The sequence below is a fragment of the Microbacterium sp. VKM Ac-2923 genome (assembly GCF_022815605.1).
In the GTDB taxonomy this organism is placed as follows: Bacteria; Actinomycetota; Actinomycetes; order Actinomycetales; family Microbacteriaceae; genus Microbacterium.
This window is the reverse complement of the sequence record NZ_JALGRP010000002.1, coordinates 291,420-313,597: the sequence shown is the minus strand read 5'-3', so window position 1 is coordinate 313,597 and position 22,178 is coordinate 291,420. Positions and strand designations below refer to the sequence as shown.

The following is a 22,178-nucleotide window of genomic DNA, read 5'->3' as shown; positions in this document are numbered from 1 at the left end:
CAGGGAATCCGACGCTCTAGCATCGTCGCATGCCTTATCTCGTCGCGATCTGCGCTGTGCACAGCCTGCATCCGGATGCCGGGTCGGTCGGAGTGACCGCCATCGATAAACGCCCGCTCGAGGGCCCCGTCCGCATCGGCAGGCTCGGCGTGCGCGCCGATGTGCAGGTGAGCCGTGAACACCACGGCGGACCTGACAAGGCGGTGTACGCCTACGCGCAAGAGGACGCGGCATTCTGGGAGGGCGAGCTCGGGCGCGAGCTCCCCTCCGGCTGGTTCGGGGAGAACCTGCGCGTCGACGGCCTCGACGTCAACGCGGCCCGCATCGGCGAGATCTGGCGCATCGGCGACACGGTCGAGGTCGAGGTCACGATGCCCCGCACCCCGTGCGCGACCTTTGCGCGCTGGGTCGGCGGCTCCGCCGCGCGGGGCTGGGTCAAGCGCTTCTCCGACGAGGGGCGACTCGGCGCGTACCTGCGCGTCCGCCGCGCCGGCGAGGTGCGGGCGGGGGATGCCATCGAGGTGCTGTCGTCGCCCCAGGATGCGCCCACGATTTTGGAGATGTACCGGAGCTAGTCCGTCGGCGTGGGCGTCCGCGGTCAATGACGGCGAATGCTCGGGATCACGGTATCCGGAACGACGAACGCCCCGGTCTCAGGACAGGGGCGTTCGTGCGAGCGAGCGGGGTCAGCTCTGGGACTGGCCGTACGAGCCGAGCTGCTTGGTGGCCTCGACCACGCGGACGGCCATGGCCGACTCGGCGACCTTGCCCCAGGCGCGGGGGTCGTACTGCTTCTTGTTGCCGACCTCGCCGTCGAGCTTCAGCACGCCCTCGTAGTTCGAGAACATGTAGCCCGCGATCGAGCGCGTGAAGGCGTACTGGGTGTCGGTGTCGATGTTCATCTTGACGACGCCGTTCGCAACCGCGAGGGCGATCTCGGCATCGGTCGAGCCGCTTCCGCCGTGGAACACCAGGTCGAGGGGCTTCGGACCGGTGCCGAACTTGGCGGCGATGCCCTCCTGGATCTCGCCGAGCAGCTCGGGGCGGAGCTTGACGCCACCGGGCTTGTACACGCCGTGCACGTTGCCGAAGGTGAGGGCCGAGATGTAGCGGCCGTTCTCGCCGAGGCCGAGGCGTTCCACGGCCTTCGAGACATCGGCGACCGTCGTGTAGAGCGCGTCGTTCGAGCCCTCGTGCTGCACGCCGTCTTCCTCGCCACCGACCACGCCGACCTCGATCTCGAGGATCGCGTGGATGTTGTTCAGGCGGGGGAGGAGGTCGGCTGCGATGTCGATGTTCTCGTCGAGGGGAACGGCCGAGCCGTCCCACATGTGCGACTGGAAGATGGGGTTGCGACCGGCCTTGACCTCTTCTTCAGAGGCCTCGAGCAGCGGGAGGACGAAGCCCGGCAGGGCGTCCTTCGGGCAGTGGTCGGTGTGCAGGGCGACCGTTACGGGATAGTTCTTCGCGACCTCGGTGACGTACTTGGCGAAGGCGAGGGCGCCGGTGGCGCGAGCCTTGACCGTCTGGCCGGCGAAGTAGTCGGCGCCACCGGTCGTGACCTGGAGGATGCCGTCGGAGCCGGCCTCGGTCAGGCCCTGGAGCACCGAGTTGATGGTCTGCGAGCTCGAGACGTTGATCGCGGGGTACGCGAAGCCGCCGGCCTTGGCGCGGTCGAGCATGTCGGCGTACTGCTCAGGGGAAGCGACGGGCATGGAGGTGCTCCTTGGTGTTGTCGGGACAACGTCAGCCTAGCGAAGCCGCCGGATCGTGACAGTGCGAGGTCGACAGGAACCGGGTACTTCTGCCGATTCGGTAAAAAGACGGATTCCTTCGCTCTGCAGCTCGTCAAAAGCCGCGATTGTCGCCGACCTGCTGGCTACAGTGGCCCCATGGTGAGCCTGACTGCCGACATGAGTCCCCTGCATCCCGACCGCAACCTGGCACTCGAGCTGGTGAGAGCGACGGAAGCGGCATCCATTCGCGCCGTCCCCTTCATCGGTCGCGGTGACAAGGAGGCCGCAGACGGCGCGGCCGTCGACGCGATGCGCGCCTTCTTCAGCACCGTGAACTTCGACGGCACGATCGTCATCGGAGAGGGCGAGAAGGACAACGCGCCCATGCTCTACAACGGGGAGCGCGTCGGAAGCGGCCGCGGGCCCCAGTGCGACGTGGCCGTCGATCCCATCGACGGCACCTCGCTGACCGCCGCCGGTCGTCAGAACGCGTTGTCGGTCATCGCGGTGTCCGACCAGGGCACGATGCTCGACGCCTCCAGCGTCTTCTACATGGACAAGCTCGTCACGGGCCCGGCGGGGGTCGGGATCGTCGACATCCGCCTTCCCATCGGTGAGAACATCCGCTTGCTCGCCAAGGCTCTCGGCAAGCCCGTCGACGAGATCGTCGTGTCGGTGCTGAACCGCCCGCGTCACGAGAAGCTCATCGCCGACATCCGCGAAGCCGGTGCCGGCACCCGTCTCATGAGCGACGGTGACGTCGCCGGTGGCATCAATGCGGCCCGCCACAACGCCCGCACCGACATGTGCGTGGGTATCGGCGGGAGCCCCGAGGGCATCGTGACGGCCTGTGCGATCAAGGCGCTCGGCGGCCACATCCAGGGCGTTCTCACTCCGGGCACCGACGACGAGAAGGAGAAGGGCCGGGATGCCGGACTCCAGGTCGACGGTGAAGTGTACGAGGCCGATGGCCTGGTCAAGGGCAAGAACACGATCTTCGTCGCGACGGGCGTGACCGACGGTCAGCTGGTGCAGGGTGTTCGTCGCGAGGGCGACTTCCTCTACACCGAGAGCGTCGTGCTGCGTGGGGCGTCGGGCACCCTGCGACGCATCACCTCGGAGCACCTGACGTCGAAGTGGCTGTGATCCGGTCGCGCGCACCGAGGTGAGGCCTCGGGGTCGCGGAGCGACCTGCCGCCCGGTGCTCGCGTGGCCGCCGGTCGGACGCCCGCGCGGCGAGCTGATGCCCGCGGTCCCGCGTGGCGGACGGCCGGTCAGGCACACGCGCCGCGGCTCGTCGCTCGGGCGAGCGCGAGGAACCGGTGCCCGCGTGCGTGCGCTGACCTTCGGGCGACGCGCGCGCACTCGTCGGGCGAGAGCCGGGCGTGTCGTGACGCAAGCGTGACCGGTCTCCCAGGAGGACTCTGGCACAATCGGTACAGGTGTCAACGGTGACGCTGTGTTCTTCCGAGACCCGAAGGGGGATCGTCCGTGACTACAGCTCCGACGAACCAGACCGCACCTCAGACAGGTGCTCATGCAGTGATCGCCAGCGCCGTCGACCCGGCGCGCCGGCCTGACGTGTTGCTGCGCGTTCGCCGTGCCGAGGGCCACGAAGTCAGCGCGTGGTGGATGGTCGGCGCTTTCGTCGGCGTCTCGGCCGCCGTTGTCAGCCTGCTCAGCTGGGTACCCGGCGGCGCCTGAGCTATCGAACAGTCTCTGGGCCTCGGGGACGATCCGCGACCGATCGGCTCGGATAGACGTTCCTCGTCGGTGGCTCCGAAGACTCGCGGCAGTTCGTTGCGGCCGTGTCGTCGATGGGCGTCAACGTTCGACGTTAGCGGCGGTCGCTCGGTCGCGTCGCTGACGACCGCCTCACCGGGCGGGTTGCACCGGGTGCGCGGCGAACGGAGATTCACGCAGGGCAGGACAGACGCCACGCGCGACGGGTACCGGTCACCCAGGGCCCGTTTCGCCGTGCTCGGGGTCAAGCCCCGCCCGTCTCCGGACCTCGCCGACGTCGGCAAACGTATTCACCCTCACGGGCTCGATGGAGTCGTCGTCTCGATCCGTGTCGACAGCCAGCATCTCGGGTGCCGTCCACCGTCGAGGCGTTGCGTCGAGGGCGGCCGGAGCGGCGACCGCTTCGAGCTTCGTCTCGTCGACGCCGGGGAACTTCCGCGCCGAGACGAGCACGCGCGATTCGAGCGAACCGGCGAACTTGTTGTAACTGTCGACCGTCTTCTCGATCGCGCGTCGGAGGTCGTTGGCGTGGGTTGCGAGGACACCGACGCGCTCGTACAGCTCGTTTCCGAGACGGAACAGGGTGCGCGCCTCGTCGGACACATCCTGCTGCGTCCACGTGAAGGCGACGGTCTTGAGCACCGCCCAGAGATTGACGGGTGAGGCGAGGGCGACGCGTCGCGTGAAGGCGTAATCGAGGAGCGTCGGATCCTCGTCGAGCGCGGATGCCAGCAGCGACTCGCTCGGGAGGAAGCAGACGACGAACTCGGGACTCCTCGTCAGGCCCGCCCAGTAGGCCTTCTTGGCGAGCGCGTCGACGTGGGCGCGCACGGCGCGGGCATGCTTCGTCATCAGCGCCGCACGCCGGGTTCCGTCGTCACCGTTCGCCGTCACGGCGATGGCGCTCGCCTGTAAATAGGAGTCGAGGGGGACCTTGGCATCCACGGCGAGAGCCTTGCCACCCGGCAGGCGCACGACCATGTCGGGGCGACCCGCGCCGGCGTCGCTGGAAATGGCGGTCTGCAGATCGAAGTCGACGTAGCGGGTCAGCCCCGCCGCTTCGACGACGCGCCGCAGTTGCGTCTCGCCCCACACGCCGCGTGTCGTGCCCGAACGCATCGCTGAGGCGAGCGATTCGGTGGTCGCACGGAGCGCCTCATCGGCCTCGCGCGAGAGTCTCAGCTGCTCACCCAGCGCCGAGTACTGCTCGACGCGCTCGCGCTCGAGGCCGTCGACCTTGCGCTGCATCGCGTCGAGCGTGTCGCGGACGGGGTCGAGCGCGCGAAGCACGGTCTGCTCGCGGCGTTCGCGCTCCTCGCGCGCGGCCTGATCGGCACGGGACTGGTTGATCGACTCGCGATAAAGCGCCACTTGGTGCTCGAGCTGGGCCTGCACGCCTGCCCGAGCGGCTTCGGCGGCGGCCACCCGGGCCCCCAGCGCCTGTTGGTGCGTCGCGGCCCGAGCCGCGGCCCGTGTCGATCCCAGGAACCACCCGGCGGCGACACCGACGGCGAGAGCGACGATCACGAGGAGGAGGGCGATGGCATCCATGGGGTCAGCATGCACCAGACCTCGGACATCGCCGGAAAGACGCCGCCGGCGCGGCTCAGGCGACCGCGCGCTCGGCCTGCTCGGCCGCGATCTGCGAGATCCGCACGCCGAGGTGTGCGGCGAGTCCGTGAACGTCGTCGACGCCGGCGCGACGAGCGCAGTCGATGGTGATCTCCGCGCACGCCACGGCGTCGGCGAGTGCGTCGTGGTGCGCGAAGGGAGAGCATCCGGCCTCGGCGGCGACGAGCGGGAGGCGGTACGACGCCAGCGCGTAGGTCTTGCGGGACATCTGCACGCTGCAGAGGTAGCGGTAGGGCGGGCACACCTCGTCGGTCACGGCGCACGCGCGTCGCAGCACCGACATGTCGAAGCCGGCGTTGTGCGCGACGAGCACGTCGGCGCCGGCGAAGGCGGTGAGGCGCGTGAGCTGCTCGCTCCACGACGGCGCGTCGACGACGTGGGCGGGCTGGATACCGTGGATGCCGACGTTGATGGGCGCGAAGTGGTCGTGCCCGCTCGGTGGCTTGATCAACCACGCGGCGGTGGCGACGACTCGGCCGTTCCGCACTCGGGCGAGTCCGACGGCGCAGGCGGACGCGCCGCTGGAGTTCGCCGTTTCGAAGTCGATCGCGGTGAAGTCCAGTGCCACGGATCCACCCTCACCCGAGGTCGCGTCGTGGCGGTGAGGCGCGCCGAGGTCGGCGGCATCCTGTCTCCGCGTCGCGTGATGTCCACGCGGCCCGATCGGACACAACGCAGGAGATTCGTCATCACACCGGGCTCAGGCGCCGCGGAGACGCCCGGCGCCCGTCGAGTTTCCTGCGTTGTGTCCGCCGCGGCTTGCCCGAGCGACGCCGGACTGCGCCAGGATGCGGCGGGCCGGGCTGGGCGGGGAGCGGCCGAGGTGTGCCGACTCTAGCCACGCCGGGCCGGACGGAGACGCGCGAAGAGAGGCGCCGGTGTCGGAGGGCCGGCATAGGGTCGGCCCATGACCGATCGCGAGAAGTCGATGTCGTTCGGGCAGGCGGCGTCCGCCTACGAGTCGGGTCGACCGGGGTATCCCGCCGAGGCCGTCGCGTGGCTGCTCAACCCCGTGCGAGAGCCCGGACGTGCGCTCCGTGTTGCCGACGTCGGCGCGGGGACGGGCAAGCTCACCCGCACCATCGTCGAGCTCGGCGCAGATGTGGTGGCCGTCGATCCGGATGCCGACATGCTCGCGACGCTGCGTGAGAACGTGCGCGGCGTGCCGACGTTCGCGGGAACGGCGGAGCGCCTGCCGTTGCCCGATGCCGGTCTCGATGCGGTGGTCATGGGGCAGGCCTGGCACTGGGTCGACGTCGAGAGGGCTTCGCGCGAGGTCGGACGGGTGCTGAGGAGCGGGGGCGTTCTGGGGCTGATCTGGAACATCCGCGACGACCGCGTCGACTGGGTGCGACGGCTCACCGAGGCGATGGGCGGCTCCAACGCGGAGGTGCTCCTGGCGACCACGGGCCCGAGGGTCGCAGAGCCTCTCGGTGCGTTGGAGCATGGCGAGTGGCGGTGGGAACGCCGGATCACCCTGCCGCAGCTGCGCGACCTCGTCCTCTCCCGCAGCGACGTCATCACGGCCAGCCCTGAGAAGCGCGCGGGCATCGAGGCCGCGGTCGACGGGGTGGTGGCATCCGTTCCCGAACTCGCCGACGCAGGGTCGGTGGCGCTGCCGTACATCACCCATGCGTTCCGCGCGCGGCGCCTCTGACGCCATGGCGCACGCGCAGGCCGGGTAACCTGGACTCCCGTGGCTCTTACCATCGGAATCGTCGGCCTTCCCAACGTGGGAAAGTCGACCCTCTTCAACGCTCTGACCAAGAACTCGGTGCTGGCGGCGAACTACCCGTTCGCGACCATCGAGCCCAATGTCGGGGTCGTGAACCTTCCCGATGTGCGCCTTCAACAGCTCGCGGACGTGTTCGGCAGCGAGCGGCTCGTGCCCGCTGCGGTGTCGTTCGTCGACATCGCCGGCATCGTGCGCGGTGCGAGCGAGGGCGAGGGCCTCGGCAACCAGTTCCTCGCCAACATCCGCGAGGCGGATGCCATTGCTCAGGTCGTCCGCGGATTCGCCGACGATGACGTGGTCCACGTCGACGGCAAGGTGAACCCCGCCGGCGACATGGAGACCATCAACGCCGAGCTCCAGCTCGCCGACCTCCAGACGCTCGAGAAGGCGATCACGCGTTACGAGAAAGAGGTCAAGGGCAAGAAGCTCGACCCGTCTGTGCTCGACGTGGCGAAGGCTGCGCAGGATGCGTTGCAGCGCGGCGTGCTGCTCTCGGCATCCGGTATCGACCTCAGCGCGATCCGCGAGCTCGGACTACTCACCTCCAAGCCCTTCATCTTCGTGTTCAACGTCGACGAGGCTGTGCTGACCGATCCGGCGCGCAAGGACGAGCTGTCCGCGCTGGTTGCCCCTGCGCAGGCCGTGTTCCTGGATGCCAAGATCGAGTCCGAGTTGATCGACCTCGATCCCGAGGATGCCGCCGAACTGCTGGCCTCCACCGGTCAGGACGAGTCGGGCCTGGACCAGCTCGCCCGCATCGGCTTCGCCACGCTCGGCCTTCAGACGTACCTCACCGCGGGTCCGAAGGAAGCGCGCGCGTGGACGATCCCGCAGGGCGCGAAGGCCCCCCAGGCGGCCGGCGTGATCCACACCGACTTCGAGAAGGGCTTCATCAAGGCCGAGGTCATCTCGTTCGCCGACCTCGTCGAGCTCGGCTCGGTGGCGGAGGCCCGCTCGAAGGGCAAGGCCCGCCTCGAGGGCAAGGACTACGTCATGCAGGACGGCGACGTAGTTGAGTTCCGTTTCAACAACTGAGCCGGTCAGGTCCGTGATGCGGATTGGAAGACGAGTCGGGTGTCTCGCGCCGGTGACCGCTTGAACGAACCCGCGGGCGCATGATGCGGTGTCACGGAGGAGTCACGCTCCCTCACCGCTCAGTAGTGGTACCGCGCCTGCAGGATCGTCACGCGCCGGTCGTCGACGATGTACACGAGACGGTTCGCCTCATCGATTCGGCGTGACCACGCCCCGGCCAAAGCGTGCTTCAGAGGCTCAGGTTTGCCGATTCCCTCGAAGGGGTCATCGCGGAGGATGTCCGCGATCAACTGATTGATTCGTCGGAGCGTCTTCTTGTCTTGCGTCTGCCAATACAGGTAGTCGTCCCACGCCTCCGACGTCCACGCGAGAATCCGGTCGGTCACGGTTCGATGAGCTCGTGTTCTTCGACGTCGTCTTCGCGCGCACTGTGGAAAGCGTTGAGCAGGCGACGCGCGTTCTCAGGTGAGCGGAGCAGGTAGCTCGTCTCGACGAGAGAGTCGTACTCGTCTTTCGACATGATGACGGCGGAGCCGCGCTTCGAGGTGATCTCGATCTCCGAGTGATCGAGGTTCACTCGTTCGATCAGCCCGAACAGATCGCGCCGCGCTTCGCTCGTGGTGATGGCCATCCGAATCCTCTCGCTTGTACCAGAAATGGTACCAGTGGCGAGCTGGAGCCGCGGCTGCTGCTCCCGCGGCTCGCGATCACGAGCCGGCTGCGTCAGATCGCGCGCCGACGGCACTCACCGTTCGCGGATCGTCGTACGAGCAGCTGGCGCCGCCCCACCCGTCGTCAGACCCGCTCGGCGTACACCACGCGGTTGTCGACGTACGAGCCGGCGTCGCGGTCGAAGATGCCGCCGCACGTGATGAGACGCAGCTCGTCCCGCGGCGACGCCCCGAACACGCGGGCGGTGGGGAAGGCCGACTTCGGATAGTCGGCCGCTTCCGTGACGCGGTAGGCGTGCGTCCGCCCGTCTGCGTCCTGCACCTCGACGGGATCACCCGCGGCGAGATCGCTGAGCGCCTGGAAGACGGCCGGACCGGTGGGGGAGTCGACGTGGGCCGCGATCACCGTGGGTCCGTTGCTGCCGGGGCGTCCGCCGCCGGTGAACCACCCGACCTCGTCGTAGTCGGCCGGAACCTCCATCGCCCCGTCGGCCGCGAGGCCCAGGTCGATCAGCGGCTCGTCGAGTCCGAGCGCGGGGATGACGACGCGCACGGGATCGGATGCCGGGATCGACGGGATCGGCATCACGGGGGGCGCGGCCGGACTCGCGGTCGGGGGCGGGGTTGTGCTGACGACCGGCGCCGAGTTCGTGTCATTTCCCGGGCCCGTGACCGGTGCCGCCTCGGGACCCGCGGGCATCGAGCTACAGCCCACGGCGGTCAAGAGCGCTCCGATCGCGAGCACGCACGCGGTGCGCCGCGACCATCCCCCGGGGGACCGTCGCGACACACCGCGGCGCGCCTCGATCACTTCGCCGTGGTCGCGCGGCGACGCTGGACCGCGACGGCCCCCGCAGCCACGAGCCCGAGACCGCCTGCTGCCGCGGCGAAACCCCACGCGTTCGCGCTCGAGTCGGCTGCTCCACCGGCGCCGGTGTCGACGCCCCCGACGGGGATGGACGTCAGCTGGCCGCGGACGACCCCGGCGGCGAAGTCGACGGTGTGGGAGTCGCCGGTGAAGCCGGCGGGGTTCGCCTCGATCTGCTTCAGCGAGAACCCGGTGCCGGTGTCGGAGCCGTTGGCGACGACGCCGGTGGTGAAGGGTCCCTGCAGGCAGCCCGAGGAGGTACGAGGACCGTCTCCGACCGGCGCCGGGTTGGGGAAGGCGATGCGCGGCGGTCCGGGCTGACCCGCGGCCGCCTGGTGGATGTGCGTCGCCGTCTTCGCGGGGCTCTGGTAATCGCCGGTGACACCCTCGAGGCGGATGTCGTAGCAGATGATCTCCTGGTCTGAATTGATGCGGAACGTGAACGTCCCGGTGGCGCCGCTCTGGCCGGGGGTCGCGACACCGTCGTTGTTGATCACCTGGTCCGGTGTCGCCATGACCGTGAACGCGCTCGTGAACTCCGAGGGCTCGGCCACTTCCGTGTCGGCGTGAGCGGGGAGTCCGACGGTCAACAGGGCGACACCGGCCAGAGCGCCGATCGTCAGTGGGCGGGCGTACGTCTTCTTCGTCATCGTCGTGCCTTTCGATCGGGACGCGGAACGTCCGGTTGGGGGTGTGTACGACCGCGAGGGGGCGTGCGTTCACATCCACACGAATTTCTTCGACGGTGAACGCCGGCGCCGTCGGGGACGTACACCCCCTCAGACCGTCGACCACGACGGTTACCCTCGGAGAGGACGACGCACGTGACGGGGTCCACCGGCCAAAGCAGGGAGATGCGGATGCGCGCGTCTCGCGGACCGAGCGCCGAGGCCGGGTTCGACCTCCGTCGTGCGTTCGACGACAACGGCACCGCCCTCCTGGGATACGCGGTCAACGCCCTCCGCGACCGCCCTCTCGCCGAAGACTGCGTGCAGGAGACGTTCCTGCGCGCGTGGCGGGCGCGCGATCGTTTCGATCCCCGCACGGCATCCGAACGAACCTGGCTGTTCTCGATCGCGCGCAATGTCGTCGTCGACGCGCTGCGTACACGCGCCCGGCTGCCCCTCATCGGCGACAACGCCGAGCTCGAGAGTCGAGCGGCAGAGGCCATCGAACCGCTCGAGCGTCTGCAGATGCTCGAAGCGCTGTCGGTCCTCACCGAGGCGCACCGTAGCGCCGTCGTCGCGATCCACCTGCACGGCCGCAGCTACCAGGAGCTCTCGGACGCCACGGGCGTCCCCGTCGCGACCTGGCGCACCCGCACGTTCCACGCACTCCGCGCTCTCCGAGCGCACCTCGAAGAAATGGAGGCGCCCGATGCGCACTCCCGATGACCGCTGGGCCGAACTTGTCGCCGCCGCCCTGGCGGGCGAGCTCACCACCGCGGAGGAAGCTGAGCTCGACGACATCCGGCGCTCCGACCCCGCGCGTGCGGAGGAGTACATCGCGCTCGAGGAGGTCGCCGGGCGACTGCGTCAGGGGGATCTCGGATGGACGGCTCCCCGCGACACCAGTGACCTGTTCGCCCGGATCGAGGCATCCGTCGACCGCCGCGCCCCGAGCGTGGTCGATCCGCCGCCCGTCGTTCCGATCGCGACTCGCCGTCGCCGATGGGTGACGCCGGTCGTCGCCGCGGCCTGCCTCGCCACGGGTGTGGTGGTCGGTGCGGGCGGTGCGGGCATGCTCGGCTCGCCTGTGCCCTCGGGCCCCCCGGGGACTCTCGGTGCCGTGGAACAGATCGCGGTGAGCGACGACGCCCTCGGAGTCGACGTGACGGCGGAGGTAGTGGCTCACACCTGGGGCACCGAGGCTTACCTCGAGGCCTCGGGGCTCGACGTCGGAGCGACGTACGAACTCGTCTTCGTCGGGGTCGACGGCGCCGAGTTCACGGCGGGCGAGGTGCTCGGCTCGGACGTGCCCATCGTCTGCCGTATGAATGCCGCCGTCCTGCGCGGGGACGCCGCGCGGATGGAACTGCGTGACACGACCGACGTCGTCGTCGCGCACGCGGAGCTCCCCGCGGTGTGATCGGTGGATGCCGACGGCGGACGCGCGTCAGCCCAGCTCGGTCGGGTGGGTCAGGCGCCACCACAGGGTGGGTTCGGCGATCGCGCCCTTGATCTTCACGTCGGACGACGTCGTCTCGGGGCCAGCGGTCCAGGTCACGGTGCCCACGACCTCCCCATCGGCGTAGTTCTGCGGCGTGACGGTGTCGAGGTTCACCGCGACGGGGGTGTCGGACCAGGTGCGCAGTGCCGCGGTTCGCGTCAGCACGAGGGACGCCTCGGATCCCCAGGGCGTCGAGATCGTGCCGACGTCGTCGCCGACGGTTCCGAGGCTCAGGTCGTGGAAACCGTCCTGCAGGCTCTGCAGCAGGCGCACGACGTCGTCGTCGGTGCTGTCGTGCGTCTCGCCGCCGAGCCGCACTCCGGTGATGTTCAGTGGTCCGCCCACGCCGACGTCGAGCGTGGAGGTGAAGAGCAGGTTGAAGGTGCCGTCACCGAGGTTGCCCGTCTTCATTCCGGTGATCCCGAGCGTTCCGAGCAGGTCGTTCGTGTTCGTGACGTACCCGGGCCCCTCGACGGTGATCCACTCGGTGGCGGCCAGGCGGGCGACGACGGGGTTGCCGGCGGCGATCCGGCCGAGCGCGACGAGATCGTTCGGCGTGCTCGTGTTGCGGTCGTCGAGGCCCGTGGCATCCACGATCCGCGTGTCGTTGAGGCCGTTCGCGCTCAGCCAGGTCCGTGCCGCCTGCGCGTATGCGCTCTCGGAGCCGAAGGCCCAGCGGGCGTTGGCGACGGCGTAGTTCGCCGCCGAGGGCAGCAGCATGGTCGCGAGCGAGTCGTGCAGTGACAGGGTGAGCCCGTCGGGCATCTTCGCGATGACCGCGTCCTGAACGTAGAACTGGTCGTAGAGGTCCGTGTCGGCTTCGGTGAAGGCGATCGTGGGCCCCGCGTCGTCCGGGCCGTCCAGCGGGTGGGCGTCGAGGATGACGAGCGCGGTGATCAGCTTGGCGATGCTCGCGATGGGCCGAGGATCGTTTCCACCCGACGAGGCGAACGCGCCCGCGGCATCCGGTCCCAGATAGGTCTCGCCGCCTTCGACGCTCATCAGCATCTGTCCGCCGGACGGAAGGGCGAGGGATGCCGCCGGCCCCGCCGCCACGGCAGGCGCCTGCGAGGTGACGATCGGCGCGGGAAGGGCGGCGGAAGAGGCCCACCACACGTACCCGCCACTGCCGCCCAGCACCAGGAACGTGACGACGAGGAACACGATGAGCGCGATGCGCCCGGCGCGGCCGTTGCTCTGGGGTTCGCGGGGTGCGTCGTCGAGGAGGTCGTGGAAATCGGCGAGAGTGCTCATGTCGCGGCCCCGGAGCGGCGAAACCGACGGAAAGGAGTAACGGGCACCTGTCGAACCTAACCCGAGGCATTGCCTCACGCCGAGACGAATTTCAAGCCCCCCAGATCACGCGGGGGGGCGATCTAGCGTGATCGTCATCGGGAAATACCCGAAGACCACACGGGAGGAGCCGCCATGGGACTCGACGACAAGATCAAGAACGCCGCTGAAGACATCGCCGGCAAGGCGAAGGAAGCCTTCGGCAAGGCAACCGACAACGAGCGTCTCGAAGCCGAGGGTCAGAACGACCAGAGCAAGGCCAACGTCAAGAAGGCCGGCGAGAACGTCAAGGACGCCTTCAAGTAAGTCGCCCTCCCCGAATGCCCCGACCGTCCGCGGTCGGGGCATTCGTCGTCGCTGGCGGGCGGAGTGGCCGACGCAGCGGCCCGGGTGCCGCGCCCACGGCGCCACGACCGCGATAATGGCGACATGACCGCTGCCGTTCCCACCGAGACCCCCACGTTGGTCTCGGGCACTCCCGTCGTTCTTCGCGCCCACGGCTACGAAGCCGCCATTGCGAGCGTCGGGGCCTCTCTCCGATCCTTGACCCACGAGGGGCGCGATCTCGTCGTCCCGTTCGACGCCGACGAGTTGCGTCCCGCCTACCGGGGCACGACGCTGGCTCCCTGGCCGAACCGCGTAGTGGACGGCATCCACCGTTTCGACGGGGTCGAACATCAGCTGCCCGTGACCGAACCGAACCGCGGTCATGCTCTGCACGGGCTTCTGTCGTGGACGGACTGGAACATCTCGGATGCCTCGGACGACGCGGTGACCCTGACCGCGACGGTGCCCGCTCAGGCGGGTTACCCGTGGTGGTTGGTGGTCTCGACGACGTACCGCCTGGACGCCGACGGCCTCACGCAGACGGTCCGCGCGACGAACCTGTCGGACACACCGGCACCGTGGGGGACCGGACCGCACCCGTACCTCGTCGCCGGTCCCGCGGCCCTGGACGAGTGGAGCCTGACCCTCCCGGCCGACACCGTGCTCGAAGTGACCCCGGACCGGCTGTCGCCGGTGGCGCTGGCATCCGTGACCGTCGAGGCCGAGCGCTTCGACTTCCGCGCGGAGCGCGTCCTCGGTGCCGTCGAGATCGACCACGCCTACACCGGCCTGATCCGGGATGCCGCGGGCAGGGCGACCGTGGTCGTCACCGATCCCTCGGGCTCGGGCGTGACGATGAGCTGGGCGGGGGACTGCCCGTGGGTGCAGATCCACACCGCTGACCTCCCGACCGGACCCGGCACGCCCGGACACCGTGCGGGCCTCGCGGTGGAGCCCATGACCTGCGCACCCGACGCGTTCAACGACGACGCCTACGACTTCGACACCGGCGTGGTGTCCCTCGACCCCGGCGCGTCGCACGACGCGGGGTGGACGATCTCGGCTCGCTGACCCTTTGAGAACGACGAACCGCCCCGGGTGAATCCCGGGGCGGTTCATCGTGGGCGTCGCGTCAGACGACTTGCGCGCCGCACATTCCGCAGTCGCCGCCCACGGACACCTCGACGAAGCAGTCGGGGCACATCGCGCGCGTCGGGCGGTCGGTGATCGGCGTGGGCTTCGGGATCGTGTTGCGACGCTCGGCGCGCGGAGCGGCGGCGGCCCGGGCGCGGGCGGTCACGACCGGCGCAACGGGCGGCGGAGGAGGTGCGGCCGGCTTGTGCGCCTCGCAGTAGAAACGCACGAACCCGTCGTGGTGCTTGGGGTGACGATGCTTTACCGCCCACAGCTCGGTCCGCTCGTAGAGCGGGCCGTCGGTGCCGCAGGCGACGCACCGGGTGGCTTCGCCCGGCACGACGTCGGCGACCAGGACAGGGGCATCGAAGCGGATGGCATCGCGCCAGTCTTGCGACGAGACGATCTTCATGTGGGGGACCCTTCTTCGGCGGTTCGGGCCGCCTCTGCCTCAACGGTACGCTCCTCCCCACCCCGACGGATGCCGATCGTGCGCGCAACGGGTGGACAGAGCCGTATGACCCCCCGTTAGGTTGGAAGGAATTCCCCGCGCCGCCTCGGCTGCGCCCGTCGAAGGAGAAGCATGGAACTCGCCGCATTGGGAGCCGTCGGAATCATCGTGGCCATCGTCGTGGTGATCGCGGTGGTCGTCATGGCCGTGCTCGCCCTGGTCGTCCGCGGCTGGTATCGCGTCGCGAAGGCCGACGAGGCCCTGGTCATCGTCGGTAAGCGGCAGAAGAGCTCCGACGGCAACTCCTCGCGCATCACGGTGATCACCGGCGGCGGAGCGATCGTCAATCCGCTGACGCAGCGCGGCGAGATGATCTCGCTGCGAGCCCGCCAGATCAAGATGGAGCCGACAGCGCAGTCATCGACGGGCGTCACGGTGAACGTGAGCGGTGTGGCACTGGTCAAGATCGGTTCGGACCCCGAGTCCGTACGTCGCGCGGCAGAGCGCTTCGCCTCGCAGGACAAGGCGATCGAGCAGTTCACCACGGAGCAGCTCGAGGGTGCGCTTCGCGGTGTGGTCGCGACGCTGACCGTCGAAGAGCTCATGCGTGACCGCCAGCGACTGTCGGACCAGATCGCTGAGGGAATCAAGCAGGATCTCTCGTCGCAGGGCCTCATCCTGGACTCGTTCCAGATCCAGGGCATCACCGACCTCAACGGCTACATCTCGGCGCTCGGTGCGACGGAGGTCGAGCGAGTCAAGCGTGAGGCCGAGGTGGCCCGCATCAACGCGGTGCGCGAGATTCGCGCCCGCCAGATCGCCACCGACGAGGCCAACCTCATCGAGCAGACGGCGCTCGACAAGAACAGCGCCGCGGCCAAGGCCGAGGTCGGCCGCGCCAACGCCGAAGCCGAGCAGGCCGAGGCCCTGACCCGCGCCGAGCGGCGACAGGCCGTCCTGCAGCAGGAGGCGCAGAACACCCAGGCCCGCCTCGAATCCGAGGTCTCGCGCGTCGCCGATGCCGACCTCTACCAGCGCCAGAAGGACGCCGACGCCGAGTCGTACGCGCAGATCAAGGCGGCTCAGGCGCGCGCCGAGATCGCCCAGCAGGAAGCCGCCGCCGTGCGCGTGCGTGCCGAGGCCGACGCCCAGGCGGTGCGCCTGGCCGGTGAGGCACGTGCCGAGGCGATCCGTGCCGAGGCCGAGGCCCTGTCGCACAACCAGGAAGCTCTCCTCGCACAGCGGGCGCTCGAGGCGCTCGTGCCGATGATGGCGGAGTTCGCGAAGGGCTACGACCGCGTCGGCAACATCACCGTGCTCGGCGGAGACGGCGCCAGCAGCCACCTCGCGACCGAGTCGGCCACCGGCCTGCGCTCCTCGTTCGAGGCCGTGCGCGCGGCGACCGGCATCGACCTGACGCAGATCATCCAGGGTCGCGCGGTGGCCGATGCCTTCGCGGAGTCGGCTCGCCGGCCCACGGCATCCACCGACAAGGCGACCTATCCCGCGCCGACCGTGCCGCCGACGGGCGCCGCGGCACCGGACGCCGGAGCCTGAGAGCCGCGGCGCGTGCCCGAAGCTCCTGAGGCCGAGGCCCTCGCGTCGTTCCTGCGTACGCGTCTCGCAGGTCACGCGGTCACTGAGGTCGAGCTCGTCGAGGGGCGGGCCCTGAAGACCCGTGCCCGGCCGCTCGACGAACTGATCGGGCGGGCGGTCACCGCGGTGACCCGTCACGGCAAGCACATCGACCTCGATCTCGACGGCGTTCACCTGTCGCTCGGCTTCGGGCGGGCCGGGTGGGCGACGTGGGAGGATCCCCCTGAGGTCGAGGCGGAGCCTGCACTCCCGCCGGTTGCAGCACTCATCGCGCGGGTCGTCTTCGATGACGGCGTCCTCGGTGTCACCGACGCCGGGGAATGGTTGTCCGTGCAGCTGCACGTGGCTGATGCCGCTGACGATGTCCCCTCGGTCGCCAAGCTCGGTCCGGATGCCGCCGACCCCGCGTACTCACGGGCCATGCTGGCGGAGGCCGTCAGTGGTCGTCGCAAGCAACTCAAGGCCCTGCTGCAGGAGCAGGAGACGCTCGCCGGGATCGGCAACGCCTACTCTGACGAGATCCTCTTCGCGGCGCGGCTGTCGCCGGTGGTCCACGCCGCGTCGCTGTCGGATGACGAGATCTCCCGATTGTGGAGCGCGCTGCACGACACCATGACCGCGGCCGTGATCGCGCGACGCGGCGTGCCGATCGCCGAGCAGAAGGCCGCGAAGGTCCGGGCGATGCGCGTGCACGGGCGTGCCGGGGAGCCGTGTCCCGATTGCGGGGGACTCATCGAGGACATCCCCGGGACCAAGGGCGGAGGGCAGTGGTGCCCGGCCTGCCAGGCGCCGATCGAGACCTCAGACCACGCGACACCGGGATGACCGAGCGGCGGGCGCATCCCGGCGCTGATCGCCGAGGGTCGTGCGGCTGCGGGTCGCGGCGGCGCGGGGATCGCACGCGGGCGGCGGCGCGCATCACCTCCGCGATCTGCGCGTCGTCAGGACGGGAACGGGCTTCCGCGCTGACGTCGTACCGCTGAACTTCTGCGGACGGCTGATGGAGTGAGGGGCCGGTCCCGCGATGCATACAAGAATGCCCCGGGCCGTGACCCGGGGCATTCCATGACGAGGTCAGGCCGTCTGTCCCGCGTGCTTTTCCTCGGCGACCTCTTCGACGAGCTTCGCGTTGAACGCGGGCAGGTCGTCGGGGTTCCGGCTCGACACCAGGCCTTGGTCGACGTGCACCTCTTCGTCGACCCAGGTCGCGCCGGCGTTGCGCAGGTCGGTCTGCAGCGTCGGGTAACTCGTGAGCGTGCGGCCCTCGAGTACGTCGGCCTCGGTAAGGATCCACCCGCCGTGGCAGATCACGGCGACCGGCTTGTGCTGATCGAAGAAGTCGCGGGTGAAGGCCACGGCATCCTTCACGATGCGGATATCGTCCGCGTTCTGCACGCCGCCGGGCAGGACGAGGGCATCGAAGTCTCCGGCCGATGCCCCGGACACGGCGAGGTCGACCTGCTGCTCGTGACCCTTCTCTCCGCTGATGGTTCCGTCCTTCGGCGAGACGAGCACGGCGACAGCGCCAGCGGAGGTCACCGCCTCCCACGGGCTGGTGAGCTCGCTGTCTTCGAATCCGTCCGTGGCCAGGAAGGCGATGCGCTTGCCGCTGAGATCGGTCATGGGTCGACTCTCTCTTTCTCTGTCAGGGGTCACCACCACGCTAGAAAGGCCCGCCGGACCGGGCCCGGGGGTTGCGGACACCGGTGCGGGGGAGTATTTCCGAATCACGGGTACTCGCTGGGCCTGGCCGGCCAGTCGAATCACCGGCGCGGCCCGGCCGGCCACACACGGGCGTAGCATGGGGCGCATGTCTGGTGACACGACGTCTGACACGAAGCCCGCCGAAAAGCCGCTCATCACGCTGCTGAGTGCCTCTTCCGAGGAGGCGGATGACGCCGCGCGGCCCGCATCGCAGTGCTGCGGCGGCGGTTCCTGCTCGCTCTGAGCAGGGGCTTCGCGGCGTCCGTAGCGCCGTTGTGAGCGGGGTCTTCTGTTGTTTTTGCGCCGTTGCGAGCCGGGTCCTACGCCGTTCGGAGCCGGGGTCCCGCCGGCATCCCCCGCTCTTTGTGAGGCGGGGCATCGCGGCATTCGGAAGGTCGGAGTTGCGATCTCCCGTCGGCCGAGCGCTCGTCAGTGCGCGATAGGTGTGGGGCCGTCGAGCTGATCGGCGGGCTTGCGTATGAGGAACGCGCCGATCACAAGCGGAACCGAGATGATGGCCGCGACCAGGAAGGCTGCTCGCGTGCCGGCGGCATCCGCCTCGAGACCCGTCCCCGCGGCAGCCGATACCGACGACATGATCGTCACGAGCAACGCGATACCCGCGGCGCCCGCAACCTGCTGAACCGTGCCGACGACAGCGGAGCCGTATGAGTAGAACCGCGGCTCCAGCGAGCCGAGGGACGCCGTGAAGAGCGGCGTGAACGACAGCGCGAGGCCGAGCATCATGACCGTCTGCACCACGATGAGCAGCGCGAACGACGTGTCGGTTCCGAGGGTCGTGTAGAACCACAGGGTCGCGCTGACGATGATGGCGCCCGGGACGAGAAGGATCTGCGTGCCGAACCGGTCGTAGATGCGTCCGATGACGGGACCCGCGAGCCCCATGGCGAGCGAGCCGGGCAGCACGGCGAGGCCGGTCTCGAGCGGCGTCTTCTCGAGCACCGTCTGCAGGTAGAGCGGCAGGAGCGTGATCGCGCCGAAGAACGCCAGGGACATCACGCCGAGCTGCGCGACCGACAGGGTGAAGTTGCGCGAGCGGAAGACGCGCAGGTCGAGCAGCGCCGAGTCGGTGCGCTGCAGGCGCACCTGGCGCCAGACGAAGGCGGCCAGTCCGAGGACGCCCACTGCCAGCGAGGCGACCAGAGTGACGACCGAGGCCTCGGCGGCGCCGGCGTCTCCGCCGTGTCCGCCGCCGATCTGGCTGAGACCGAACACGAGGCCACCGAAGCCGAGGGCCGAGAGGATGACGCTCGTGATATCGATCGGCGCGTTGCGCGTCTCGCCGAGGTTGTGGATCCACCGGGCGCCGACGAACAGGGCGACGAGCGCGATCGGCAGCACGATGCCGAAGATCCAGTGCCACCCGAGCGACTGCAGGACCAGGCCCGACATGGTCGGGCCGATGGCGGGTGCGAGCGCCATCACGATGCTCACCCGGCCCATCATCCGGCCACGCTGCGCGGGCGGGACGATCGTCATGATCGTCGTCATCAGCAGCGGCATCATGATCGCGGTGCCGGAGGCCTGGATGACGCGAGCCACGACGAGCACCTCGAACCCGGGGGCGAGGAAGGCGACGAGGGTTCCCGCCGAGAACAGCGACATCGCCGCGACGAAGACCTGCCGGGTGGTGAAGCGCTGCAGCAGGAAGCCGGTGATCGGGATGACGACGGCCATCGTCAGCATGAACGCGGTGGTGAGCCACTGCGCGGCGACGGCGGTGATACCGAGGTCGCGGATCAGGAACGGGATGGCGACGTTCATCGTCGTCTCGTTGAGGATCGCGACGAAGGCCGCGGTGAGCAGCAGCCAGATGACCCGGCTCTGCTCGGCGGTGACGCCGGAGGCGGTACCCGTCTGGGCGGTGGAGACGGTGTGGGTGGTGGCCATGACGAGGTCCATTTCGAACGGGGGCTTCGTGGTGCCACGGACGTGACTGCGACGAACGGTAACGGCGCGGGACGCGGAGATATTCCGACGTCGAGAGATAAACCCGGGGGAGGGATACCGCGAGGGCGAGGCCCTGAGTCTAGCGGCCGCCTCCGATGGGCACAGGGCGGAGCCGGTGTCGGTGGTCGGACGTAGGCTGGCCCGCATGAACCCGGGTGGAGTGGGCGGAAGCATGTTCCGCGGCGTCGACGCGGAGGTTCAGCGTCGTCACAACGCCGAGGCGCCCCGCGTCGCCGACCTCGGCCGCCGCGTCGTCACCCTTTTCCGCCCCTACCGGCTGCGGATCGGCGTCACCGCTCTGCTCGTGGTGGTGGGCGCCGCGGTGGCGGTGGTCCCGCCCCTGCTCGTGCAGCGGATCTTCGACGACGCCCTGTTCCCGGTCGACGGATCGAGCCCCGACCTGCAGCTGCTGGCGGCGCTCGTCAGCGTCATGATCGTGCTGTTCCTCTTCTCGGCGGCGCTCAACGTCGGGCAGACCTGGCTGACCGCCACCGTCGGCAACAGGGTCACCGGTGATCTGCGCACGCGTCTTTTCGACCACCTGCAGGCGATGGAACTGGGCTTCTTCACCCGCACGAAGACGGGCGTCATCCAATCGCGCCTGCAGAACGACGTCGGCGGCGTCTCGGGGGTGCTGACCAACACGGTCACGAGCATTCTCGGCAATGCCGTCACCGTGATCGCATCGCTCGTGGCGATGATCCTCATCGACTGGCGGTTGACCCTCATCGCGGTTGCGCTCATGCCGTTCCTGATCTTCGTGCAGCGCCGTGTCGGACAGGTGCGGGCCCGCATCGCCGGTGAGACGCAGGAGTCGCTGTCCGAACTGTCCGCGATCACGCAGGAGACGCTGAGCGTCTCCGGCATCCTGCTGTCGAAGTCGTTCAACCGCCAGCGCACGGAGTCCGCGCGCTTCGACGCCGAAAACGACAACCAGGTCCACCTGCAGGTGCGCCGGGCGATGAGCGGCCAGGGGTTCTTCGCCGTCGTGCAGGTCATCATGTCGAGCGTGCCGGCGATCATCTACCTCGTCTCGGGCTACCTCATCGGCGGTGGCGCGGGAGCGATCACGGCGGGCACGATCGTGGCCTTCACCACGGTGCAGGCGCGGCTGCTGATGCCGCTCATGGGGCTGATGCGGGTCGCTCTCGACCTGCAGACCTCGTCAGCCCTGTTCGCCCGCATCTTCGAGTACCTCGACCTCCGACCGGCGATCGTCGACGTGCCCGATGCGCTGCACGTCTCGGCGGCGCCCGGCCCGCTCGGGCGGATCGAGTTCCGCGACGTCGAGTTCCGCTACCCCGACGCCTCCGCTCAGGCTCGCCCCACCCTCGACGGCGTCTCGTTCACCGTCGAGCCCGGGCAGCACGTGGCGTTCGTCGGGCCCTCGGGGGCGGGCAAGACGACGATCCTCTACCTGACGCCGCGCATGTACGAGGCGACGGGCGGAGCGGTCATGTTCTCGGGCGCCGACGTGCGCCACCTCGACCGCGCGTCGATCATCGACGAGATCGGCATCGTCTCGCAGGAGACCTACCTGTTCCACGCCACCGTGCGCGAGAACCTCCGCTATGCGCGGCCGGACGCCACCGATGATGAGATCGAGGCCGCCTGCCGTGCGGCCAATATCCACCACGTGATCGCCGGCTTCGAAGCCGGGTACGACACCATGGTGGGCGAGCGCGGGTACCGCCTCTCCGGCGGCGAGAAGCAGCGCATCGCCATCGCGCGCGTGCTGCTGAAAGACCCACCGGTCCTTCTGCTCGACGAGGCCACCAGCGCCCTCGACACGGTGTCGGAGCGCATCGTGCAGGAGGCGCTCGAGACCGCGTCGCACGGACGGACGACCCTGTCGATCGCGCATCGACTGTCGACCGTGATCGGCGCCGACCGCATCCACGTGGTGGATGCCGGGCGCATCGTCGAATCGGGGACCCACGCGGAACTGCTCGCCGCCGGGGGGCTCTACTCCAGCCTCGCCGCCGAGCAGCTCGCGGCCTCGGTCGTGCTCGCCGAAGAGCAGTTCGACGCCGCGGGGCTGACGCGCGCCGCCCTCCCCGGGCGCCGCGCCGACGCCCCGCCCGCCTGAGCGCGCCTCCGCGCGTGTAGGCGC

At 69.4% G+C, this 22,178-nt stretch carries 24 protein-coding genes; 13 read left to right on the top strand and 11 right to left on the bottom strand.

Annotated features, from left to right (window positions below):
- Window positions 1-29: 29 nt before the first annotated feature.
- Window positions 30-575: an MOSC domain-containing protein gene (locus MT347_RS04640; protein WP_243498532.1), complete on the top strand. Its 546-nt coding sequence runs from the start codon at window positions 30-32 to the stop codon at window positions 573-575.
- Window positions 576-686: 111 nt separating this feature from the next.
- Here the strand turns inward: MT347_RS04640 and fbaA are convergent, their stop codons facing one another.
- On the bottom strand, window positions 687-1,715 hold the full coding sequence (fbaA, locus tag MT347_RS04635; RefSeq protein WP_243498530.1) for a class II fructose-bisphosphate aldolase: 1,029 nt from the start codon (window positions 1,713-1,715) through the stop codon (window positions 687-689).
- A gap of 177 nt (window positions 1,716-1,892) precedes the next feature.
- Between fbaA and glpX the strand changes: the two genes are divergently transcribed.
- Window positions 1,893-2,882, top strand: a complete 990-nt coding sequence (gene glpX, locus MT347_RS04630; protein ID WP_243498528.1) for a class II fructose-bisphosphatase — start codon at window positions 1,893-1,895, stop codon at window positions 2,880-2,882.
- Window positions 2,883-3,278: 396 nt separating this feature from the next.
- Complete coding sequence (locus MT347_RS04625; protein WP_243498526.1) at window positions 3,279-3,440, top strand: UDP-N-acetylmuramyl pentapeptide phosphotransferase; 162 nt, start codon at window positions 3,279-3,281, stop codon at window positions 3,438-3,440.
- A 252-nt stretch (window positions 3,441-3,692) separates the two neighbouring features.
- On the opposite strand, the gene MT347_RS04620 is transcribed toward MT347_RS04625, so the two are convergent.
- On the bottom strand, window positions 3,693-5,030 hold the full coding sequence (locus MT347_RS04620; protein WP_243498524.1) for a DNA recombination protein RmuC: 1,338 nt from the start codon (window positions 5,028-5,030) through the stop codon (window positions 3,693-3,695).
- Between the two features lie 55 nt (window positions 5,031-5,085).
- Window positions 5,086-5,679: a 3'-5' exonuclease gene (locus tag MT347_RS04615; RefSeq protein ID WP_243498522.1), complete on the bottom strand. Its 594-nt coding sequence runs from the start codon at window positions 5,677-5,679 to the stop codon at window positions 5,086-5,088.
- A 339-nt stretch (window positions 5,680-6,018) separates the two neighbouring features.
- On the opposite strand from MT347_RS04615, the gene MT347_RS04610 reads away from it, so the two are divergent.
- Window positions 6,019-6,768 (top strand): class I SAM-dependent methyltransferase, encoded by a 750-nt coding sequence (locus tag MT347_RS04610; RefSeq protein WP_243498520.1) that lies wholly within the window; start codon window positions 6,019-6,021, stop codon window positions 6,766-6,768.
- Window positions 6,769-6,807: 39 nt separating this feature from the next.
- Complete coding sequence (gene ychF / locus MT347_RS04605; RefSeq protein ID WP_243498518.1) at window positions 6,808-7,881, top strand: redox-regulated ATPase YchF; 1,074 nt, start codon at window positions 6,808-6,810, stop codon at window positions 7,879-7,881.
- A 119-nt stretch (window positions 7,882-8,000) separates the two neighbouring features.
- On the opposite strand, the gene MT347_RS04600 is transcribed toward ychF, so the two are convergent.
- The 4 genes from MT347_RS04600 to MT347_RS04585 all read right to left on the bottom strand — a co-directional run bounded on the left by MT347_RS04600 (window position 8,001) and on the right by MT347_RS04585 (window position 10,070).
- On the bottom strand, window positions 8,001-8,267 hold the full coding sequence (locus MT347_RS04600; RefSeq protein ID WP_243498516.1) for a Txe/YoeB family addiction module toxin: 267 nt from the start codon (window positions 8,265-8,267) through the stop codon (window positions 8,001-8,003).
- Window positions 8,264-8,512: a type II toxin-antitoxin system Phd/YefM family antitoxin gene (locus tag MT347_RS04595; RefSeq protein ID WP_243498514.1), complete on the bottom strand. Its 249-nt coding sequence runs from the start codon at window positions 8,510-8,512 to the stop codon at window positions 8,264-8,266. Before MT347_RS04595 ends, MT347_RS04600 begins: the two co-directional genes overlap by 4 nt.
- 164 nt (window positions 8,513-8,676) lie before the next feature.
- Window positions 8,677-9,138, bottom strand: a complete 462-nt coding sequence (locus MT347_RS04590; protein WP_243498512.1) for a class F sortase — start codon at window positions 9,136-9,138, stop codon at window positions 8,677-8,679.
- A 221-nt stretch (window positions 9,139-9,359) separates the two neighbouring features.
- Window positions 9,360-10,070 carry a CHRD domain-containing protein gene (locus MT347_RS04585; RefSeq protein WP_243498510.1) on the bottom strand — a complete coding sequence of 237 codons (711 nt, stop codon included), beginning with the start codon at window positions 10,068-10,070 and terminating at the stop codon, window positions 9,360-9,362.
- Between the two features lie 210 nt (window positions 10,071-10,280).
- Here MT347_RS04585 and MT347_RS04580 point away from each other — a divergent pair, with 210 nt between their 5' ends.
- Both MT347_RS04580 and MT347_RS04575 read left to right on the top strand, forming a co-directional pair.
- The gene (locus MT347_RS04580; protein WP_243498508.1) at window positions 10,281-10,814 is read left to right on the top strand and encodes an RNA polymerase sigma factor; all 534 of its coding nucleotides are present in this window, start codon (window positions 10,281-10,283) and stop codon (window positions 10,812-10,814) included.
- Complete coding sequence (locus MT347_RS04575; protein ID WP_243498506.1) at window positions 10,798-11,508, top strand: hypothetical protein; 711 nt, start codon at window positions 10,798-10,800, stop codon at window positions 11,506-11,508. Before MT347_RS04580 ends, MT347_RS04575 begins: the two co-directional genes overlap by 17 nt.
- A gap of 27 nt (window positions 11,509-11,535) precedes the next feature.
- Here MT347_RS04575 and MT347_RS04570 read toward each other — a convergent pair whose 3' ends face one another.
- Window positions 11,536-12,843 carry a D-alanyl-D-alanine carboxypeptidase family protein gene (locus MT347_RS04570; RefSeq protein ID WP_243498504.1) on the bottom strand — a complete coding sequence of 436 codons (1,308 nt, stop codon included), beginning with the start codon at window positions 12,841-12,843 and terminating at the stop codon, window positions 11,536-11,538.
- 174 nt (window positions 12,844-13,017) lie between these two features.
- Between MT347_RS04570 and MT347_RS04565 the strand changes: the two genes are divergently transcribed.
- Together MT347_RS04565 and MT347_RS04560 are read left to right on the top strand one after the other, a co-directional pair.
- A complete protein-coding gene (locus MT347_RS04565; RefSeq protein WP_243498502.1) occupies window positions 13,018-13,188 on the top strand; it encodes a CsbD family protein in 171 nt (56 codons plus the stop codon).
- 123 nt (window positions 13,189-13,311) lie between these two features.
- Window positions 13,312-14,280: an aldose 1-epimerase family protein gene (locus tag MT347_RS04560; protein ID WP_243498500.1), complete on the top strand. Its 969-nt coding sequence runs from the start codon at window positions 13,312-13,314 to the stop codon at window positions 14,278-14,280.
- A gap of 61 nt (window positions 14,281-14,341) precedes the next feature.
- Here MT347_RS04560 and MT347_RS04555 read toward each other — a convergent pair whose 3' ends face one another.
- A complete protein-coding gene (locus MT347_RS04555; protein WP_243498498.1) occupies window positions 14,342-14,755 on the bottom strand; it encodes a glucose-6-phosphate dehydrogenase in 414 nt (137 codons plus the stop codon).
- 171 nt (window positions 14,756-14,926) lie between these two features.
- Between MT347_RS04555 and MT347_RS04550 the strand changes: the two genes are divergently transcribed.
- The gene (locus MT347_RS04550; RefSeq protein ID WP_243498496.1) at window positions 14,927-16,351 is read left to right on the top strand and encodes a flotillin family protein; all 1,425 of its coding nucleotides are present in this window, start codon (window positions 14,927-14,929) and stop codon (window positions 16,349-16,351) included.
- A 12-nt stretch (window positions 16,352-16,363) separates the two neighbouring features.
- The gene (locus MT347_RS18350) at window positions 16,364-17,215 is read left to right on the top strand and encodes a DNA-formamidopyrimidine glycosylase family protein (RefSeq protein WP_243498494.1); all 852 of its coding nucleotides are present in this window, start codon (window positions 16,364-16,366) and stop codon (window positions 17,213-17,215) included.
- A 249-nt stretch (window positions 17,216-17,464) separates the two neighbouring features.
- Here the strand turns inward: MT347_RS18350 and MT347_RS04540 are convergent, their stop codons facing one another.
- Window positions 17,465-18,013 carry a type 1 glutamine amidotransferase domain-containing protein gene (locus MT347_RS04540; RefSeq protein WP_243498492.1) on the bottom strand — a complete coding sequence of 183 codons (549 nt, stop codon included), beginning with the start codon at window positions 18,011-18,013 and terminating at the stop codon, window positions 17,465-17,467.
- A gap of 187 nt (window positions 18,014-18,200) precedes the next feature.
- Between MT347_RS04540 and MT347_RS04535 the strand changes: the two genes are divergently transcribed.
- A complete protein-coding gene (locus MT347_RS04535; RefSeq protein ID WP_243498490.1) occupies window positions 18,201-18,338 on the top strand; it encodes a hypothetical protein in 138 nt (45 codons plus the stop codon).
- A gap of 185 nt (window positions 18,339-18,523) precedes the next feature.
- On the opposite strand, the gene MT347_RS04530 is transcribed toward MT347_RS04535, so the two are convergent.
- Entirely contained in the window at window positions 18,524-20,005 is a 1,482-nt protein-coding gene (locus MT347_RS04530) for an MDR family MFS transporter (RefSeq protein ID WP_243498488.1), read from the bottom strand.
- Between the two features lie 205 nt (window positions 20,006-20,210).
- Between MT347_RS04530 and MT347_RS04525 the strand changes: the two genes are divergently transcribed.
- Window positions 20,211-22,154 carry an ABC transporter ATP-binding protein gene (locus MT347_RS04525; RefSeq protein ID WP_243498486.1) on the top strand — a complete coding sequence of 648 codons (1,944 nt, stop codon included), beginning with the start codon at window positions 20,211-20,213 and terminating at the stop codon, window positions 22,152-22,154.
- Window positions 22,155-22,178: the final 24 nt, after the last annotated feature.

Excerpts from the sequence above, each read along its gene's own strand:
- MT347_RS04640 (WP_243498532.1), top strand. The coding sequence starts at position 30 with ATGCCTTATCTCGTCGCGATCTGCGCTGTGCACAGCCTGCATCCGGAT.
- fbaA (WP_243498530.1), bottom strand. The coding sequence starts at position 1,715 with ATGCCCGTCGCTTCCCCTGAGCAGTACGCCGACATGCTCGACCGCGCC.
- glpX (WP_243498528.1), top strand. The coding sequence starts at position 1,893 with ATGGTGAGCCTGACTGCCGACATGAGTCCCCTGCATCCCGACCGCAAC.
- MT347_RS04620 (WP_243498524.1), bottom strand. The coding sequence starts at position 5,030 with ATGGATGCCATCGCCCTCCTCCTCGTGATCGTCGCTCTCGCCGTCGGT.
- MT347_RS04610 (WP_243498520.1), top strand. The coding sequence starts at position 6,019 with ATGACCGATCGCGAGAAGTCGATGTCGTTCGGGCAGGCGGCGTCCGCC.
- MT347_RS04595 (WP_243498514.1), bottom strand. The coding sequence starts at position 8,512 with ATGGCCATCACCACGAGCGAAGCGCGGCGCGATCTGTTCGGGCTGATC.
- MT347_RS04590 (WP_243498512.1), bottom strand. The coding sequence starts at position 9,138 with ATGCCGATCCCGTCGATCCCGGCATCCGATCCCGTGCGCGTCGTCATC.
- MT347_RS04585 (WP_243498510.1), bottom strand. The coding sequence starts at position 10,070 with ATGACGAAGAAGACGTACGCCCGCCCACTGACGATCGGCGCTCTGGCC.
- MT347_RS04580 (WP_243498508.1), top strand. The coding sequence starts at position 10,281 with ATGCGCGCGTCTCGCGGACCGAGCGCCGAGGCCGGGTTCGACCTCCGT.
- MT347_RS04575 (WP_243498506.1), top strand. The coding sequence starts at position 10,798 with ATGCGCACTCCCGATGACCGCTGGGCCGAACTTGTCGCCGCCGCCCTG.
- MT347_RS04570 (WP_243498504.1), bottom strand. The coding sequence starts at position 12,843 with ATGAGCACTCTCGCCGATTTCCACGACCTCCTCGACGACGCACCCCGC.
- MT347_RS04565 (WP_243498502.1), top strand. The coding sequence starts at position 13,018 with ATGGGACTCGACGACAAGATCAAGAACGCCGCTGAAGACATCGCCGGC.
- MT347_RS04560 (WP_243498500.1), top strand. The coding sequence starts at position 13,312 with ATGACCGCTGCCGTTCCCACCGAGACCCCCACGTTGGTCTCGGGCACT.
- MT347_RS04555 (WP_243498498.1), bottom strand. The coding sequence starts at position 14,755 with ATGAAGATCGTCTCGTCGCAAGACTGGCGCGATGCCATCCGCTTCGAT.
- MT347_RS04550 (WP_243498496.1), top strand. The coding sequence starts at position 14,927 with ATGGAACTCGCCGCATTGGGAGCCGTCGGAATCATCGTGGCCATCGTC.
- MT347_RS04540 (WP_243498492.1), bottom strand. The coding sequence starts at position 18,013 with ATGACCGATCTCAGCGGCAAGCGCATCGCCTTCCTGGCCACGGACGGA.
- MT347_RS04535 (WP_243498490.1), top strand. The coding sequence starts at position 18,201 with ATGTCTGGTGACACGACGTCTGACACGAAGCCCGCCGAAAAGCCGCTC.
- MT347_RS04530 (WP_243498488.1), bottom strand. The coding sequence starts at position 20,005 with ATGGCCACCACCCACACCGTCTCCACCGCCCAGACGGGTACCGCCTCC.
- MT347_RS04525 (WP_243498486.1), top strand. The coding sequence starts at position 20,211 with ATGAACCCGGGTGGAGTGGGCGGAAGCATGTTCCGCGGCGTCGACGCG.